Raw genomic sequence first — 18,398 nt, forward strand, 5'->3', positions numbered from 1 at the left:
TTTGTACAATCTTCACTAATCATAGCTGTTGCATATGCAGCTGGGCTACACACAAACGGACATGTATAGGTGTAAGTTCCAAGTGATACATTACAGTTACTGTCACTATTATTCACAATGGTTAAATTAGCAGTAGTGCCTGTAGCAAATGGTCCTACTTGCATTGTTCCGGTTGTGGTTATAGGCCAGGTGTTGGTTCCGTCACTTACAGCAGAAGTTTCTGTACCAAGTCCTGTTATGTCAATATCAACATAATATTCAGAATTCACACAATCTTCAGTAACAGTAGCGTTATTATATGTAATAGGGGTACAAGCTAATGAACAGTTGTACGAGTAACTACCCATGTCAACATCACAGGTACTATCAGTTCCGTGTTGCAAAGTTAAATCGATAGTAGTGGTATAAGCAAATGGTCCTAATTGCATAGTTCCCAGAGCGGTTACCGGCCATGTAGCCGATCCGTTGGTGATACTTGGAGTACCGTTACCTAAAGCGGTTATATCAATATCTATATAGAATACCATATTAGAACAATCTTCTGTTACTGTAGCCGCACTATAGGCAGCAGGTATACAGCAAGTATGTGTAAAGGTTCCTAAATCAATATCACAAACACTATCAATACCGTGTTCTAGAGTAAGGTCTACAGATGAAGCGTCTGCAAATGGCCCTACTTGCATCATACCTGTACTAGTTACATTCCAAGTAGTTGTTCCGTCTGTTATAGTAGGTGTTCCGTTACCAAGGTCAGTAATATCAATATCTACATAGAACTGTGTATTGTTACAATCTGCATTTACTGCAATAGTATTGTATGTTGTTGGCGTACAAATAAACGGACATGTATATGTAAATGTGCCCATATCTACATCACAAGTAATATCTGTACCGTGTTCTAGAGTAAGGTTTACAGATGAAGCATCTGCAAATGGGCCTACTTGCATTGCACCTGTATTGTTTACCGGCCATGTTGTTGTACCATCTGTAATAGCTGGTGTTCCGTTTCCTAGTCCGGTTATAAATACATCTACGAAATATTGATTGTTATCACAATCGGGAGTTATGTTAGTAGTACCAAATGAAGCAGCGCTACAAGGAATCGGAATAATAGCTACCATTACATCAATAGTTACTCCTTCAGAACCGCTATAACAAGGGTCGGGAGTTGCTTGTCCTGTATCAGCAGTACCTATACGCATACGATGTTGCCCAAGAGTACCATCAGGTATATACATTGAAGCATTTAAAATAGTAGGGTTAGCATCGGTAGATTCACCAGAGTAAACTAGTTCACTAGTATCAAATACATAATCATCATTAAAGTCAATCCAAATATTAGTATTGTAAGTTACACCGGTAGCAAACGTAATATTAGCCACAGAAGATGCTCCTTGGTATAGACTTACCGGAGTTGTTATTTCATAATTGGTAACATCCGGAATAGCAAATACACTACCTTCAATATCTAATTGTGTAATACCAGCAGCGTCGTTAGAGGTTGGGATAGATTCACAATAGCAGGTAGTACTATTTGTAGTTACTGTGTATTCCGGACATCCGGTAGCACTACCACCAACGGTATATGGTGTTAAGGTAACATAGTAAGTTGTGGCAGTATTAACATCAGTTAATTCGTAAGATGTAATATTTCCTACATCTAAATTGTCTAGTACGTTTGTACCCCCAGAAGTGGTACCTATCGTAAGGTAATATCCATCTGCAAACGCTACACTATCCCAAGTAATATCAATAGGGTAATTGCCACAGCTACTGTCTTCTGTTAATGTTACGTTGGTAGTACAGTCTGGAGGACAAGCGTAGTAGAACGATCCCATATTTATATCACAATCAGAAACTAATCCGTGTAGCATGGTTAAGTCTACAGTAGTACCATTAGCGTAAGGACCTATTTGTATAGAACCTATAGAGACATTATAGGTATTGGTTCCGTCTGTAAGTACCGGAGTACCATTTCCTAAATCTGTAACGTCAAGTGTAATATAAAATTGATCGTTGGTACAGTCTGGAACTATAGTAGGTTGGGTGTAGGATGTTAATGTACAATCGTAGTATAGTACTTCAATACCAAAGGTATCTAAGGCATCACCAGGATTATTTACTTGAATATAGTAGGTTTCTCCGGGAGTTAATGCGTTTGCTCCATTTAAGTTTAATGAGGTGTTGCCCGAAGCACAACCCACTTCATTTCCAAGGGTTGTAATATCAGTACAATCAAAAGTACCGTTAGCTTCATACACAGCAAACTCTGCATTGGTAGTAGCTCCTGTAGGCATATAGGTGTTTATTAAAACTTCTCCTGTTGGTGGGGCTGTAAATTCAAACCAAATAGTAGCATCTAAACCAGCAGTATAACAAGAACCTACTGGTTCATTGTTTTGACCAAATGCGGTTAATAATGTATAGGTAGTTCCATCTACAGAACCGGCAGAAGTAATCGGTAAGGTTGTTAACTCGGTGGCACTACAAATAAAATTGTTATCTGGCGGACAAAAACCTAGGTTTAATGTTTGAGACCCTAAGAATACAGCAGAATCAAATAAGTTATCTCCATCATCTTGTATAGCCAATTTTAGGTGATAGGTTTGCCCTGGTATTACATCGCTTTCAGCTGTTAATACAACGGTTTGCCCATTAAAGTCAATTTCACCTTGTCCGAATGCGTTATACGTATCAAAATAATCGGCATTTGCTGGGCCGCAAGTTCCAATACCTCCATGAACATTTACCACGGTTACCGGTATGTTTGTGCCGGGTACCACCGCTAAATTGGTTGCAATACCGTTCTGATCTGTTAAGATAAAAGCAAATATATCAGAGTAGTTACATTCATAGTTGGATGTATATTCTTCTGACGCAAAAATATAATCAAAACTAATATGCTCTACTTGCGGTATAAAGTCAAATTCTATATAGGAGGCATTCATCCCTGAACCTGCATTAGATATAGCTTCTAGGTCCGCATCTCCGGGCCATGCATTAGTTCCGCTACTAATTATAGAGTTGTTAGGTCCAACAACACTCGATGCATTCCCTGAAGTTAAAATAATTCCTTCTTGTAAAGGAAAATTATAAGCACCTGAAAAATATCCTATTCCGTTCTCGCTACCGAAATTGGTACCTGTAGACCATGAAATATTATAAGCATCTGAACATGCTGTGTTAATAAGTACATCTGTAATCAATTCTTCTACAGTATACGTATAGGTAGATACTATCATAGGAGGGCAGTCGTTTTGTAATAAAGAGGTGCTGGTAATATTACATTCTGGATGATCTGCATTTGAGATAGTGTACACTACACTGGTTCCGCTAACATAAGGGCCAAAAGTATAGGTTCCTATAGCTGTGGCAATTTGTGGTGTACTTCCATAATCATCTGTAATGGTTAATGAAGATGCGCTTCCCATGCTTGATAAATCTACCTCTATGGTATAATCTTGAGACACAGAGCAATCACTAATTACAGTATAAGACGCCTCTGGAGAAAGACATGTTAAACAACTTACATCAAAATCTAAAGAGTTTGGAACTTCTCCAGATGCACAACTTATGGTGCTGTTAGATGTTATTTCTATAAATAGTTGATTTCCATTAGCAGTTGCGGTAAGCCCCGTTAAATCACCAGAGCCTTGGTATAATTGAGAAGTACCGTCATAATCATAAATGGTAATAAGGTCGCCGCTGGTGTAAATAGTACCATCATTAAAGACCACTTCTAAAAAAGCGGCAGGGTCTGATGCTGTAAAATTAAACAGGATGGTAGTATCGTTTTCATAACAATAATTAATATTGGTAGGACCTACAGAACAATTTACCGTATAATCTGTTTGAAAATCTGTTGTAAACGTATACGGACCAATCCAATTACTATAGAAGTTGGTGTCGCACTTACTTCTTACGTAAATTTCATATTCTGTGTTAGGAGATAAACCACCGTAATTGTTTACAGAAGTTGCTAAAGTTTCGGTGCCGTTGGTTGTAGGATCTCCAGCGCCGGAAGGTTGCACCATGTATTCCCATGCACTTTCTGTTCCGCCTGGGGTCCAGTTGAAATCTACAGAAGTTTGTGTAATGTCGGTTATAGAAAAGTTAGCAGGTGCGGAACAAAAGTTTCCACAAGCTTCTACGGTTAATGCATCTATTGACATGTCTCCATAAGGGTTACCTGTAGGAGTTTGTTTAAATTCTATAAAAATAGGTTGCCCTATATAAGCTGTAATATCTAAACCAATAGGTAACCAATCTTCACTTGCATATGTTTGGTATTGACCACTCCAACTCATAATATTGGTAAAAGGCCCCGTTTGGCTAGTTCCAATACCTACTTCTAGAGTTCCCATACCTGAGCCATATGCATGCATATAAAAAGCAAGTTCAGTTTCGCCTGTGGCATTTGTTAAGTCTATTTCTGGTGAAACAATCCTTCCTGTTGTATTGGTACCCGAAGCTTCAAAATTCATAAAGGAAGATCCACTATAAGCTGATGAAGGACCTGTACCTACAGTACCGGAATCATTTGGAATTTCCCAGCTACCATTACCTGAATTAATATCTCCTGTCCATCCTGAGTCATTAATAAATTCTTCTTGGAATACAATAGTAGAATTTGTTCCTGAACAAGTAACACCTGTTGGAGGTGAGGGGATCCAATCATCGGTTGTGAATGTTACTGGGCCAATCCAGTTACTGTATGCTCCACTACAATTTGCGCGTATATATACGTCATAGGTAGTTGTTGGGCTTAAGGCGGAGTATTCAAAGTTTGAATTGGTAAGCGCTGGTGTACCTGCTGTAGTTGGTGTTCCGTTTCCTGTTGTTACTACGGCAACTTCCCAGCTGGATTCTGAACTTCCCTGAGTCCAAGATAGGGTTACAGTAGTGTCGGTGTAAGATTCAACAGTAAGGCCTGAAGGATCAGGACATGCAGGAGGAATGTCAGAATAGATTGTTGGACTACCAATACAAAATCCGTATGCCCAAGTATTGTTATCGTTAAAATAGAATCGGTATTGGAAATTACTTAACTGATTAGCAGAAAAATTTTCAATATTTAAATTAGCCGATTGAAAATCTACATAGGTTCCTGAACAGTAGTTGTCTGTTGGAGCACTTGGTGTATCAGATGAAAACGTGTGCCAAATAACCCATGAGCCTAAGTCGGCATCATAATATTCTAACGTAAGTTGGTCTCCTGTTGCTTTGTTATAAACATAGGAGGTTTCAACATAAATAAGGTTTTCCCCTGCTGTAAATGCGGGAGTAAGGTCAATAACAGGTGATTCAGTACCAATTTGATTCGGGATACTGGCTCCTGAAGCATAATCGTCGTACGAGAAATTCGGATTAATAAGCGGATTGGCTTCAAATAATCCGGCGCTTACAAAATAACTTCCTGAAATGTTCCAAGATGTATTAGGCCAGTTGGCTTGCTCTTGCAACACCTGAGTGGTCCCAGATAACATACATAGAAACATTAGGAGAAGTAAATACGTAGTAGTTTTTTTCATAAAAAAATAATAATAATTGGTAAAAACAAAAATATCTTTTTTTTTATAATAAACTGTTAAATAACATGATGTATTGTAAAATTATAGCGGTTTTTCCTTGTTAATTTATAGTAAAATAACAAAAATATTAAAAATATCTTTTTGTAATGACAATAAAAAAAGGGTTGGCAATTGCCAACCCTTTTAGGTAATAAAGAATTTATTGTAAAAATTATTCTTTGATAATCTTAACTGTCTTAGAAGCATCGCCAATAAATACTTCAACGAAGTACGTACCAGAAGCTAGTTGAGACATGTTAACAACGTAGTTAGTTGTGTTAGGAGCTAACCTCATAATAGTTTGTCCTAGCATGTTAGTAACGTTTACATTGCTAATAATATCTTGAGAGCTTACTGTAAGTTGATTGTTATTAACCGGGTTAGGGTAATAAGAGAAGCTTACATTGTTAAAGTTTTCTGTAGCAGTTGGGTTAAGATCGATAACCTCAATAGAGAACGACCCTTGCGAATCATCTGCATAACTATCAACTTGTATGTAGTACATTTCACCACCAGTTAATAAGGCGTTAGTTGAACCATCAAAGTTAATAATAGAGTTCCAGGTTTGGTTAGTACCACCATCTTGGTCACATCCTAGAGTACTACCTAAAGTAGACAAGTCTGAACATGTAACACCGTTAGCAGCATAAACAGCAATCTCAGTATCTTGAGAAGAGCCACCAGTGTAATCTGTTGTTACTTGTACCTCACCAGATGAAGGAGCAATAAAGCTAAACCAAACTGAACCGTTTAATCCTGAGTTGAAACAAGATGGTAGTGGTTCGTCAGTTTGAGAAGTAGATGCTTCCGTAGTGTAATCGGTACCCGTAACGTTACCTGAAGTTGAGGCATCTACAACGGTTAATGGAATAGCATTACATAAATCATCGTTAGCCGGTGGACACATGTCGTACCCAAATGCACCTAAGTTAAAATTACAAGTACTGTTTGAGCCATGTATAGCATTTAGTGTAACATTTGTTCCGAAAGCATATGGACCTGCTGTTATAATACCTGTAGTTGTTACAGGGTATGTGTTAACGCCATCTGTAATAGTAGGAGTACCATCACCTAAGTCAGTAACATCAATATCAATAGTATATGTACTTGAAGCACAATCTACAACAAGATTAGTTGTAGCAACTAAAGGAGAACACGTTAAAGCAACAATATCTACTGTAAAGTCTACAGTTACACCATAACTACCACTATAACATGGGTTTGCTGTACTCTGACCAGTATCTGCAGAACCAAGTCTCATTCTGTGTAGTCCTAATACAGCACCGTCAGTTAAAGTAGGCATAGAATAGGTTGCATCATAAGTGGTTGGATAAGCGTTTGATGATTCACCGGTGAATACTATTTCATCGTTTTCAAAGATGTAATTATCATCAAAATCAATCCAAATATGCATATCGTATGTATAGCCTGTTTCAAAAGTTACAAATGTAGATGCATCTGCACCAGTAGCAAATTGCGTAACAGTAGACGCTGTTAAATCGTGATATGTAACATCAGGTACAGTATAACTGTTAGCTCCTAGCGTAATGTTAGTAATACCATTACCATCATTACTTGTAGGATTAGAATCACAGTAACAACCTGTTGTTGATGTTGTAAACATGTACTCTGTGCAACCAGTACTAGCACCTGCTGCGTTATAAGGAGTAATGGTATAGTAATACGTAGTTCCTACTAAGCCAACAAAGTTATATGTGGTAGAGTTATACATATCAACCATGTCTAATATATCTGTACCACCAGCAGTAGTACCCATAGAAATGTAATATCCGTCAGCATCTGTTACCGCATCCCAAGTAATAGTAGTAGCTTCGTTACCACAAGATGGGTCTACAGTAGCCATTACGTTAGCAGGGCATGTTGTTGGAGGTGTTGTTGTACCTTCGTCAAATGTAACGTCATCAATAGCAACGTCATCATAAAAATCAGCTCCATTATTTTCATCAACTACAAATCTTGCTTGTACAGGACCTGTGATTGTATAACCAGATAATGCGATTGTAATTTTAGTCCAATTTGTTTTATCTGTATTACTAACGAATACATCATCATGCCAAGTAGTACCATCGAAGAAATCTACAGAGAAATCTACGTTAGTATTACCTTCATTATCACTAATCATGTAGAAATATAATACCGGATTTGTTAAAGCAGAAACATCAACAAAAGGAGTATATAATGTAGTACCTACGTTGTGTGTAGAACTATCATCTACATACGCAAAGTAGTTATTAGTAATTGTAGAACCAGAAAGAGTACCTGCGCTACCTACGTGGCCACCTGAAGTTGCGAAAACCCAATCTTCACCATTGGCATCTCCCTGAGACCAACATGGAGGAATATCTCCACCAGCTTCAAACCCGTTTGAGTAAGGAGCAACTTTAGGTAAACATAGCGTAGTAAATGTTACAGGGCCATATGATAAACTTGTAGAAGAGAAACAGTCTGCATAAACATATACATCATAGGTAGTACCATCTAAGAAATCTTCTATAAGTGCACCGTTAACATTGTCATAAACGGTAACCATTGTACCTGTACCAGGAGTAAATCCTGTTGGGCCATATTCTAATGTCCAAACTTCGGCAGTACCGTTTTCTGTCCAAGTAAATGAAGCAGCAAACGTACTAATAGAAGTATCGTCTACAGCTAAGTCCGAAGGAACATCACAAGTTGGTAACTCATCAAACATAACGTCATCAACAGCAATGTCATCTAAGAAAGTAGAATATGGATCATCTACAACAAATCTTGCTTGTACAGGACCTGTAATAGTGTAAGTGCTTAAATCGATAGAAACAAGTTCCCATCCATTTGTATCTGAGTTACTCGTGTATATATCAGTAATCCAGCTAGTACCATCAAATAAATCTACAGAGAAGTCTACATTATCACCTCCTTGTGCATTACTAATAATATAGAAACTTAAAGAAGGAGTTGCTAAACCTGAGATATCTACTTGAGGAGAAATTAATTGTGTATCAGAACTAGTAGAACTAGCATCAAACCATGCATAATAGTTGTTACTTAATGTATTTCCAGTAATAGTACCATTGTCACCTACATATCCCGTACTTCCTGTCGCAAAATTCCAGTCTTCAGAGTTACTAGCACCCTGAGTCCAACAGTTTGGTATAGTACCTGCATTTTCAAAGTCTTCATGGTAAGGAGTACCGTAAACAACACACTCTGTTGTAAATGTACCAGGCCCTGTAATAAAACTAGTTTCACTAGTAGCAGTACAATCAGCATATACATAGTATTCGTAATCTGTAGCAGGGCTAAGACTATTTAATGTGAATGGATTAGAACCAGCAGGAACAACAGTACCTGTACCTTGTGTAAATCCTACAGGGCCATATTCTACATACCATGCGCTTTCAGTACCAAGTTGAGTCCAAGAAAGCTCAACATCATAACCAGTTGCGTTTGCAGCTGCTAATGACATTACCGGAGGACATGTTGGTAACTCATCTATATAAACATCGTCAATAGCGAAGTCATTAGTTATTACAGTTCCGTTGTTTTCATCAACAACAAAACGAACCTGAACAACCCCAGCTGTTACATAAGAAGAAAGGTCAACTAAAGTATATTGCCATCCTGTAACATCTGTAGAAAGTGTATATACATCATCTGTCCAAGTTGTACCATCAAATACGTCTACAGAAAAATCAACGTTAGCATCCGTATCGTTATCGCTAAATAAATAGAAATATAAAGATGGAGTTGTTAATGTAGAAACGTCAAATAATGGAGAATATAAAGTTGTTGCTGTATTGTTAGGAGAACTATCATCTACATAAGCAAAGTAACCTTCACTTGGGCTTCCTGCATCTACATAGCTAGCAGATGTACTAAATACCCAGTCTTCACTATTACTATCTCCTTGTCTCCAACAAGTTGGTAAACTACCAGAGTTTTCAAAATCTGTATAGTATGGAGCAGCAACTGCAGAACAAAGGGTAGTAAAGCTATATGGACCAACCCATATAGAAGTATCACCACCACCACAGTCAGCCTGTACATAGAATTCGTAGTCGGTATCTTGAGCTAAAGAAGTAATAGAAAATGGATTACCTGTAACAGCAATAGATGTACCAGTACCTTGCGTAAATCCAGGAGTACCATATTCAACATTGTATCCAGCAGCTGTTCCTGTTTGTAAAAGAGAAATTGTAGCTGTAGTATCTGAATAGCTATCTACCATTACATCAAATGGCTCGATACAAGTTGGTAATTCGTCAAATGAAACATCGTCAATAGCTAGATCATCATAGAAATCACTACCGTTGTTTTCGTCTATTATGAATCTAACTTGTACAGCACCCGAAATAGTGTAACCACTTAAATCTAGGTATATTTTTGTCCAACTAGTTTTGTTAGTGTTGCTAGTATATATAGCGGTATTCCAAGTAGCACCATCATAGAGGTCTACAGAAAAATCTACATTTGTGTATCCTTCATTATCAGAAATCATGTAGAAAGATAATGCAGGAGTAGTTAAGGCAGAAACATCTACTAACGGTGTTAGTAAAGTTGTGCCAGTGTTGTGTGTAGCACTATCGTCTACATAAGCAAAGTAGTTATCTGAAGCAGTGTTGCCAGAAAGGGTACCTGCATTACCTACGTGACCACCAGTGGTAGAGAAAATCCAGTTCTCTCCATTAGCATCACCTTGTGCCCAACACGTAGGTATAGATGAACTAAATGGTTCCGTATATGGAGCAACTATCGGAGAACAAATTGTTGTGAATGTACCAGCTACTGCAGACCAGTTACTAGTATCACCACCACCACAATCAGTTTGTACGTAAAATTCGTAATCTGTTTGTTCCGTTAAATTTGTAATCGTATAAGGGAAAGAAGTAACAGTTACTTGAGTACCTGTTCCTAAAGTAAACCCTGCAGGTCCGTATTCTAAAGTAAACCCACTGTAAGTACCAGTTTGAGTAACTGAAACTGTAGCTTCTGTATCAGAAATTGAGGTAGCTACTAAATCAGTAGGATCTAAACAAGGAGGTAATTCGTCGAATGAAACATCGTCAATAGCAACATCATCATAGAAATCACTACCGTTATTTTCGTCTATTATAAATCTAACTTGTACAGCACCTGAAATAGTGTAACCACTTAAATCTAGGTATATTTTTGTCCAACTAGTTTTGTTAGTGTTACTAGTATATATAGCGGTATTCCAAGTAGCACCATCATAGAAGTCTACAGAAAAATCCACATTTGTGTATCCTTCATTATCAGAAATCATATAGAAAGATAATGCAGGAGTAGTTAAGGCAGATACATCTACGAATGGTGTTAGTAAAGTTGTGCCAGTGTTGTGTGTAGCACTATCGTCTACATATGCAAAATAATTACCTGTTACAGTAGCACCGGAGATAGTTCCCCCGTTACCTATGTGACCACCACTTGTAGCGAAAACCCAGTCTTCACCGTTAGCATCACCTTGTTCCCAACAAGAAGGAATACTTCCACCGTTTTCAAAACCTTCGGTGTAAGGTGCAACCTGAGCAGCACATGCAGTGGTAAAGGTAATTGGACCAATCCATGCAGAAGTATCACCACCACCACAGTCAGCCTGAACATAAAGCTCATATGTAGTGTTTGGTGTTAAAGCATTAACAGTAGCAGGGTTTGTAGTGTAAGCAACAGCGGTGTTTGTTCCTTGAGTATAAGGAGACACCCCATAATCTAAATTCCACTTAGTTGCAGAACCATTTTCTGTCCATCCTATAATAGCAGAGTCGGCACCAACAAAGTTAACCACTAGATCAGATGGATCAGGGCAAGTTGGAGGTGTAGCAGAAGTAATAGTTGGAGAGCTTAAGCAAAAACCGTATGCATAAGCATCACCATCGTCATAATAAACTCTGTATTTAAATCCTGTAAGCTGCGTAGTTGTAAAACTAGCAATGTTAAGGGCTTCAGAGTCTAAGTTTTCAAACGTACCCGTACAATAGTCACTGAAAGGTGCACCCGTAGTAGAGGTGTTAAATGGGGCAATCCAAGATACCCATGCGGCAGCATCAGCATCCCAATATTCAACCGTAAGCGAAGACCCAGTATATTGTTGGTACACATAAGGCGCGGTAAAATAAATCCATGTCTCACCTGCGGTGTAAGCTGCTGTTAAGTCAGTTACGGGTGATTCTGCGGCAACATCGTTATTAGAGCCAGAACCAGCATTGTCATCATCAAAACTAAAGTTGGAGGATGTTGTGGGGTCGGAATACAGGTAGGTCGAATCGTATGCACCCGTAAGGGTCCAGTTGGTATTCGGCCAATTTCCTGATTCGTTTAGTGTCTGAGCAAAACTCAGTGCACTAAAGAGGATCATAAAAATCAGTAAAGTAGTTTTTTTCATTTATTAATTTATTTATATGTCTGCCCAAATATAACTAAATATAATGTTAAAATCATAGGGGTTTTTAGTGATGCATTGGCTTTTGGTTGTGATTTTGATAGTGTTATCAAAATGTTTTCTCGTTTTTTATATGTTAATTAATTGCTTTTTACAATTATTTTCATGTGTTGAAATAGTAAATAACATACTTTTTGGGGTTTAAATTCTGTATAGACGGTAAGTTAAAATGTGTTAAAAAATGGTTTTTAACTTATATTTTAACCTTTTTTAAGTATGTGTTTCTAATGTGTTAATTAATTGTCAATAGTTTAATCTATTGTTTTTTAATCACTTATGTTTTTGCTGCTTATAATGATCTTTAAAAATGTTTTAACCCAAATATTTCATTTGCCTATTTGTAAGATGTTGTGATGGTGTTGGTTTGCAATTACAAGGACTTTGTTTGTTTATAAAAATGTTGTAATTGTTGTATTTATAACAATTTATTTTAAAATTTAGAATGAGTATTCTTTACTTTTTCGTATAAAAATAGAGGTGCGGTTTCTTTAAAAGTGTAGAATTTTTGTCTTATAAATATAAGAAGGCTGCTTTTACAAAAGCAGCCTTCTTTATTAAAGATATCTAATTTTTTTACTCAATAATTGAGATTAAATGCACCGAGACTCGTCTCGAAACAGTTTACTCTTTAATAATTTTTACCGTTTTAGCGGTATCCCCAATTTGTACTTCTACAAAGTAAGTTCCAGACGATAGTTCTGTCATGTCTACTACATAGTTTAACGTGTTAGGTACAAGCTTCATTACGGTTTGTCCTAGAACATTACTAACGTTTACGGCGTTTATAGTTTGTTCAGAATTTAAATTCAATATATTGTTATTCACCGGGTTAGGGTAATATCTAAAGTTGGTGTTATCAAAAAATTCTGTACTTGCTGTTGGTAAGTCTATAACTTCAATAGAAAAAGAACCAATAGAAGAATCTCCATAACTATCTACTTGTACATAGTACGTTTCACCTGCTATTAATAAAGGGTTTTCAAAATCATTAAAATTAATAATAGAATTCCATCCTTCATTTGTACCACTGTCTTGGTCACATCCTACTGGTGTTCCTAGGGTGTTTAGGTTTAAACAGTTAACTCCGCTAGCGCTGTATACAGCAATTTCTGTATCGGTAGAAGTACCTCCGGTATAGTCGGTAGTTACTTGTACTGCACCATCATTAGGTGCTACAAAACTAAACCATACCGATCCGTTTAATCCATCTTGGAAACAGCTTGGCATAGGTTCATCTGTTTGCGAGGTAGAACCTTCGGTTGTGTAATCAGATCCTGTTACATTTCCAACAGTGGCAGGAGTTACTAAAGGTAATGAAATAGCTCCGCAAAGATCATCATTAGTAGGAGGGCAAACATCGTATGAGAATGTGCCTACCGGAGTGTTACAAATATCTGTTACACCGTGTAAAGCAGTAAGAGTTACATCGGTTCCGTAAGGGAATGGGCCTACTGTTGCAATACCTGTTGATGATAGCGGCCAAGTAGTTGTTCCGTCTGTTATAGATGGTGTTCCGTCTCCTAATGCTGTAACATCTACATCTACTGTAAAGCTACTTGCAGAACAATCGTGGGTAATACTTGTGCTGCCTATTGCAACTGGTGTACATGATGCAGCAGTAATGTCTACCATAAAGTCTAAGGTAACTCCATACGAATCATTATAACAAGGGTCTGAGCTGTTAGACCAAACGCCATTAATACGCATAAGATGCTGTCCGCTTGCGCCAGCAGGCATTACAAATGAAGCGTCTAATGTGGTTGGTGCTGCAGCTGCGGAGGCACCTAAGAAAACATTTTCACCGGTTTCAAAGTTGTAATCATCATCAAAGTCAATATAAATACCTGTGTTATATGAATATGAATTTGCGTCGTATGTAATTTGAACATTGTTCAATATATCTGCATACATGGTTACTACTGTAGCTGTAAAATCGTTATAAGTAGAACCATCGTTTGTAAATGGTGTAGAATCAATAACAACATCTGTTATTCCTTGTCCGTCTACTGAGGTAGGAACAGAAATACAGTAGCATCCATTAGTTGCAGTTGTAAAACTATACTCAGTACATCCTGTTGCCATTCCGAATGAGTTATAAGGTGTTACCGTGTAATAATAAGTGGTGTTAAAATCACCAGGTAATGTATAACCATTTGTGTAGCCAAGATCAACATTACTTAGAACGTCTGTTCCTCCAGAGGTTGTACCTACACTTAAATAATAACCATCTGCATCGGTACTTAAATCCCATGCGATTTCACTGTTGTAATTACCACATGAAGGATCTGGCGTAGCCAGAACATTTGTTGCGCAGGCAGGAGCTGTGGTTGGTATTGCTGTCCAAATAAAATCATCTATATAAATAGTTTGATAAGTCGCCGTACTTGCATGTTTAATAGCAACATACGAGTCGGTAGTTGGTGTATCAAAGTCAACTGTGTATTGTGTATATGTTCCTGTTAAGTCTATGGTAGTAACAGGGGTAAATGTAGTTGGATCTGTATAGTCACTCATGGTACCAACTTCAATAGAGTAGGTAGCCCAAGAAGATCCTTGTGCAAAAAACTTAGCTCTGTGCGTTCCGTTAGGCAAATCGGTTAATTTTGGTGTTATTAAATATAAACCAGCATTGATATCATCCGAATTGTACATAGTTAAGTTGTTAGGCGAAGAATTCGGTGTCCAGCTCTCTATTTCTACATACGCATAGATGCTGGTGGTGTCTTCTATTTTAGACCAGCATAACGGAATGTCGCCTGTTGCTGTTGTATCAAAAGTTTCTACGAAATCACCAAACGGATTACACTGTGTAGTAAACGTAAGTGGTCCTACCCATAAACTAGTAGAGGAGCCACAATCAGCTTGAACATAAATATCATATTCTGTACCTGCTACAAAGTCTTCAATAGTAATTGGATTATCTGCAGTGTTTATTAAGGTACCTGTACCTTGAGTAAATCCTGTTGGTCCCCATTCAATATTCCAGTTTGAAGCACTTCCGTTTTCTGTCCAAAAGAAATCGGCACTATAGGTAGTTATGTTATCTACATAAAAGTTAGAAGGTATTTCGCAGTTTGGAAGCTCATCAAACACTACATCATCAATGGCTACGTCATCATAATAATCAGATCCATTTGTCTCGGCTACTACAAATCTTGCCTGTACGGGACCTGTGATGGAGTAGGAACTTAAGTCAATAGTAACTAATTGCCACCCGTTTGTATTTGAGTTGCTGGTGTAAATACCGGTGTGCCATGCAGCACCATCATAAAAATCAACTGAGAAATCTACGTTGGTATATCCTTGGTTATCACTAATTAAATAGAAAATTAAAGAAGGAGTAGCTAATCCACTTACATCTACCATAGGTGTTTCTAATCCTGTAGAAGCACTATCTGGCCAACTATCATCTACATACGCCATATAACCGTTGCTTGATGTAGAGCCTGTAATAATTCCGTCATTACCAATGCTTGTCCATGAAGTGTCGTCTGTAAATAACCAATTTTCTGCGTTTCCAGATGTTTGTGTCCAACAATCTGGAATAGCACCACCATTTTCAAAATTCTCTACATAGGGAGTGTTATATATAGCACAAGTAGTTTTAAAGGTGTACGGGCCTACCCAAACGCTGGTACCACTACTACAATCAGATAAAATGTAATAATCGTATTCTGTTGTTGGGTCTAATGCACTTACAGTATATGGTGCAGAGGAGGTAGTCACCTGTGTTCCGGTTCCTAATGTAAATCCTTCATATCCATATTCAATAATCCAGCTTGTAGAAGAGCCTAAAGTAGTCCAGTCAAGTGTAGCTGAAGTTGTTAAAACATCAGTAGCTGTTAGGTTCATAGCAGGTAAACAAGACGGAAACTCATCAAATGATACATCATCTAAAGCAATGTCATTCTCATAGTATCCTAATTCGTCTACCACAAAGCGTGCTCTAACCGCACCTGTAATAGTATATGTAGTAAGGTCTATTGCCGTTAATTGCCATCCGGCAGTATCTGTATTGGTTGTAAATACGTCTGTGTGCCATGTAGCACCATCAAAGAAATCAACAGAGAATTGTCCGTTGCCTAGGGCGTCGTTGTCATTGTTGTAGAAGAAGGTAAGTGCCGGAGAAGTTAATGTAGAAACATCTACTAAAGGAGTGTACAAGGTTGTACCTGTACCTTCTGGCCAGCTATCATCTACATACGCAAAATATCCGCCACTAGTACTTGTTCCTGGTCCAACTGCGTCTGCAGTTGTGTCAAAAATCCAATCTTCTGTATTGTCTGCACCTTGTAACCAACAGGTAGGTATAGCACCTGCGTTTTCAAAATCTTCTGTATAAGGAGCCGTATATGGGGCACATAGAGTAGTAAAGCTAAATGGTCCTTGCCAAACGCTTGTATCTCCACCTCCACAATCAGTTTGTAGATAGAATTCATAATCTGTTTCAGTGGTTAAACTAGCTAAGGTATAAGGCATAGCTGTTGCGGTAACGGTTGTTCCGGTACCTTGCGTAAATCCTGGAGCACCATATTCAATATTCCATCCGCTAACAGTTCCTGCTTGTACTAATGAAATTAATGCGGTAGTGTCTAATACTTCATAAGCGGTAATATCTGAAGATTCCACACATGCTGGTAATTCATCAAACGTAACATCATCTATAGCAATATCATCATAGTAATCAGATCCGTTATTTTCATCTACAATAAATTTAACCTGTACAGGTCCAGAGATAGTGTAGCTACTTAAATCGATGTATATTTTTGACCAGCTTGTTTTATTTGTATTGCTGGTGTATATGCTCGTATTCCAGTTAGTGCCGTCAAAAAAGTCTATTGAAAAATCTACGTTGGTGTATCCTTCATTATCAGATAGTAAATAAAAAGATAAACCTGGAGTAGTTAATGTAGAAATGTCTACTAGTGGAGTTGTTAAGGTAATTCCCGTGTAGTGGGGTAAACTGTTGTCGATATAGGCAAGGTATCCACCTGTAGCAGTGGTTCCTGAGACAGTTCCGTAATTACCGATGTGATCACCATTTGTATCAAAAATCCAATCTTCGTCATTAGAAGCATCTTGAGTCCAACATGACGGTATGGTGCCTCCATTTTCAAAACCTTCGGTATACGGAGCAGTTATTGGAGGACAAAGTGTAGTAAAATAGATAGGTCCTATCCAGTTGCTGGTGTCTCCACCTCCACAATCTGCTTGTACGTATACTTCGTAAGTAGTGTTTCCTGTTAACGCGGTTAATCCTGTAGGATTTGTAGTTGTTGCAAAACCTGCTGCAGGATCAAAAGTATACGGAGATACTCCATATTGAACATTCCACTTGGTGGCAGATCCATTTTCTGTCCATCCTATACTGGCACTATCGTAGCTAATATTGTCTGCATATAATAGAGAAGGATCGGGGCAAGAAGGTGGTGTTGTAGAGTAGATGGTTGGTGAGCTAAAGCAAAATCCCCATGAATAAGCGTCGCCGTCATCAAAGTATACCCGATATTTAAATCCTGAAAGCTGAGTGGCCGTAAACGAATAAATATTTAAAGCGTCAGAATCCAGATTTTCAAAAGTTCCAGAACAAAAGTCTGAATTAGGAGCTCCTGTAGTAGAAGTATTAAATGGATTAATCCAAGTATTCCAAGTAGCTGCATCAGCATCCCAGTATTCTACGGTAATACTTGCTCCTGGATATTCTGTATATACGTAAGGAGCTGTAAAGTAAATCCAGGTTTCGCCTGCAGTGTATGCTGTAGTTAAATCAATGGTAGGTGATTCGGCTGCAACATCGTTGTAAGATGATGATCCTGCAGCATCGTCGTTAAAACTAAAGTTTGCTGATGTTGTAGGATCAGAGATTAAGTACGTACTGCTATACGTACCAGATAGTGTCCAGTTAGTATTAGGCCAGTTGGCTGATTGGTTCAGCACTTGGGCAAAACTAAAAGAACAGACCAATAATGTAAAAATTAATAGTGTAGTTTTTTTCATTTTGTAACTTGATTAAAATTAATTGTAGAGAGGGCTAAAATAACTAAATTTTAACACTATTACATTATTGATATATACTTAACTAAATAATTATTGAGTATTGTTTATTTTAATTGTTTTATTGTTTTTAATTCAGTTTAAAAACATTTTTACTTAGATTAATTCAATATGATTGGTATTCTTTTAATCTTTAAAAGGAAATCCGTAAGTTTTTTAGTGAAGCTTAGGGAGTAATTAAGTGTTAACTTCTTTTTTTATAGAAAGTTTAAGGTGTGTTATTAGGTATTGTTATGTCTATTAGTCTAGTTAAGTGTTGTTGTTTGTCTTTGTTGTGTAGTTATAGAGTTAAAACAAAAAAAGGGAAACCATTT

Annotated in this window: 3 protein-coding genes; all 3 read right to left on the reverse strand. The window is 37.6% G+C overall.

Annotation, left to right across the window (positions count from 1 at the left end; translation table 11 throughout):
- Window positions 1–5,531: choice-of-anchor L domain-containing protein (locus NBRC110019_RS16200; protein ID WP_281756520.1), on the reverse strand; the 5,531-nt coding region annotated here is incomplete at its 3' end.
- A 211-nt stretch (window positions 5,532–5,742) separates the two neighbouring features.
- Window positions 5,743–11,973 carry a fibronectin type III domain-containing protein gene (locus tag NBRC110019_RS16205; protein ID WP_281756521.1) on the reverse strand — a complete coding sequence of 2,077 codons (6,231 nt, stop codon included), beginning with the start codon at window positions 11,971–11,973 and terminating at the stop codon, window positions 5,743–5,745.
- A gap of 678 nt (window positions 11,974–12,651) precedes the next feature.
- Complete coding sequence (locus NBRC110019_RS16210; protein WP_281756522.1) at window positions 12,652–18,027, reverse strand: T9SS type A sorting domain-containing protein; 5,376 nt, start codon at window positions 18,025–18,027, stop codon at window positions 12,652–12,654.
- Window positions 18,028–18,398: the final 371 nt, after the last annotated feature.

The organism is Neptunitalea chrysea (genome assembly GCF_027924145.1).
Taxonomy (GTDB): Bacteria; Bacteroidota; Bacteroidia; order Flavobacteriales; family Flavobacteriaceae; genus Neptunitalea; species Neptunitalea chrysea.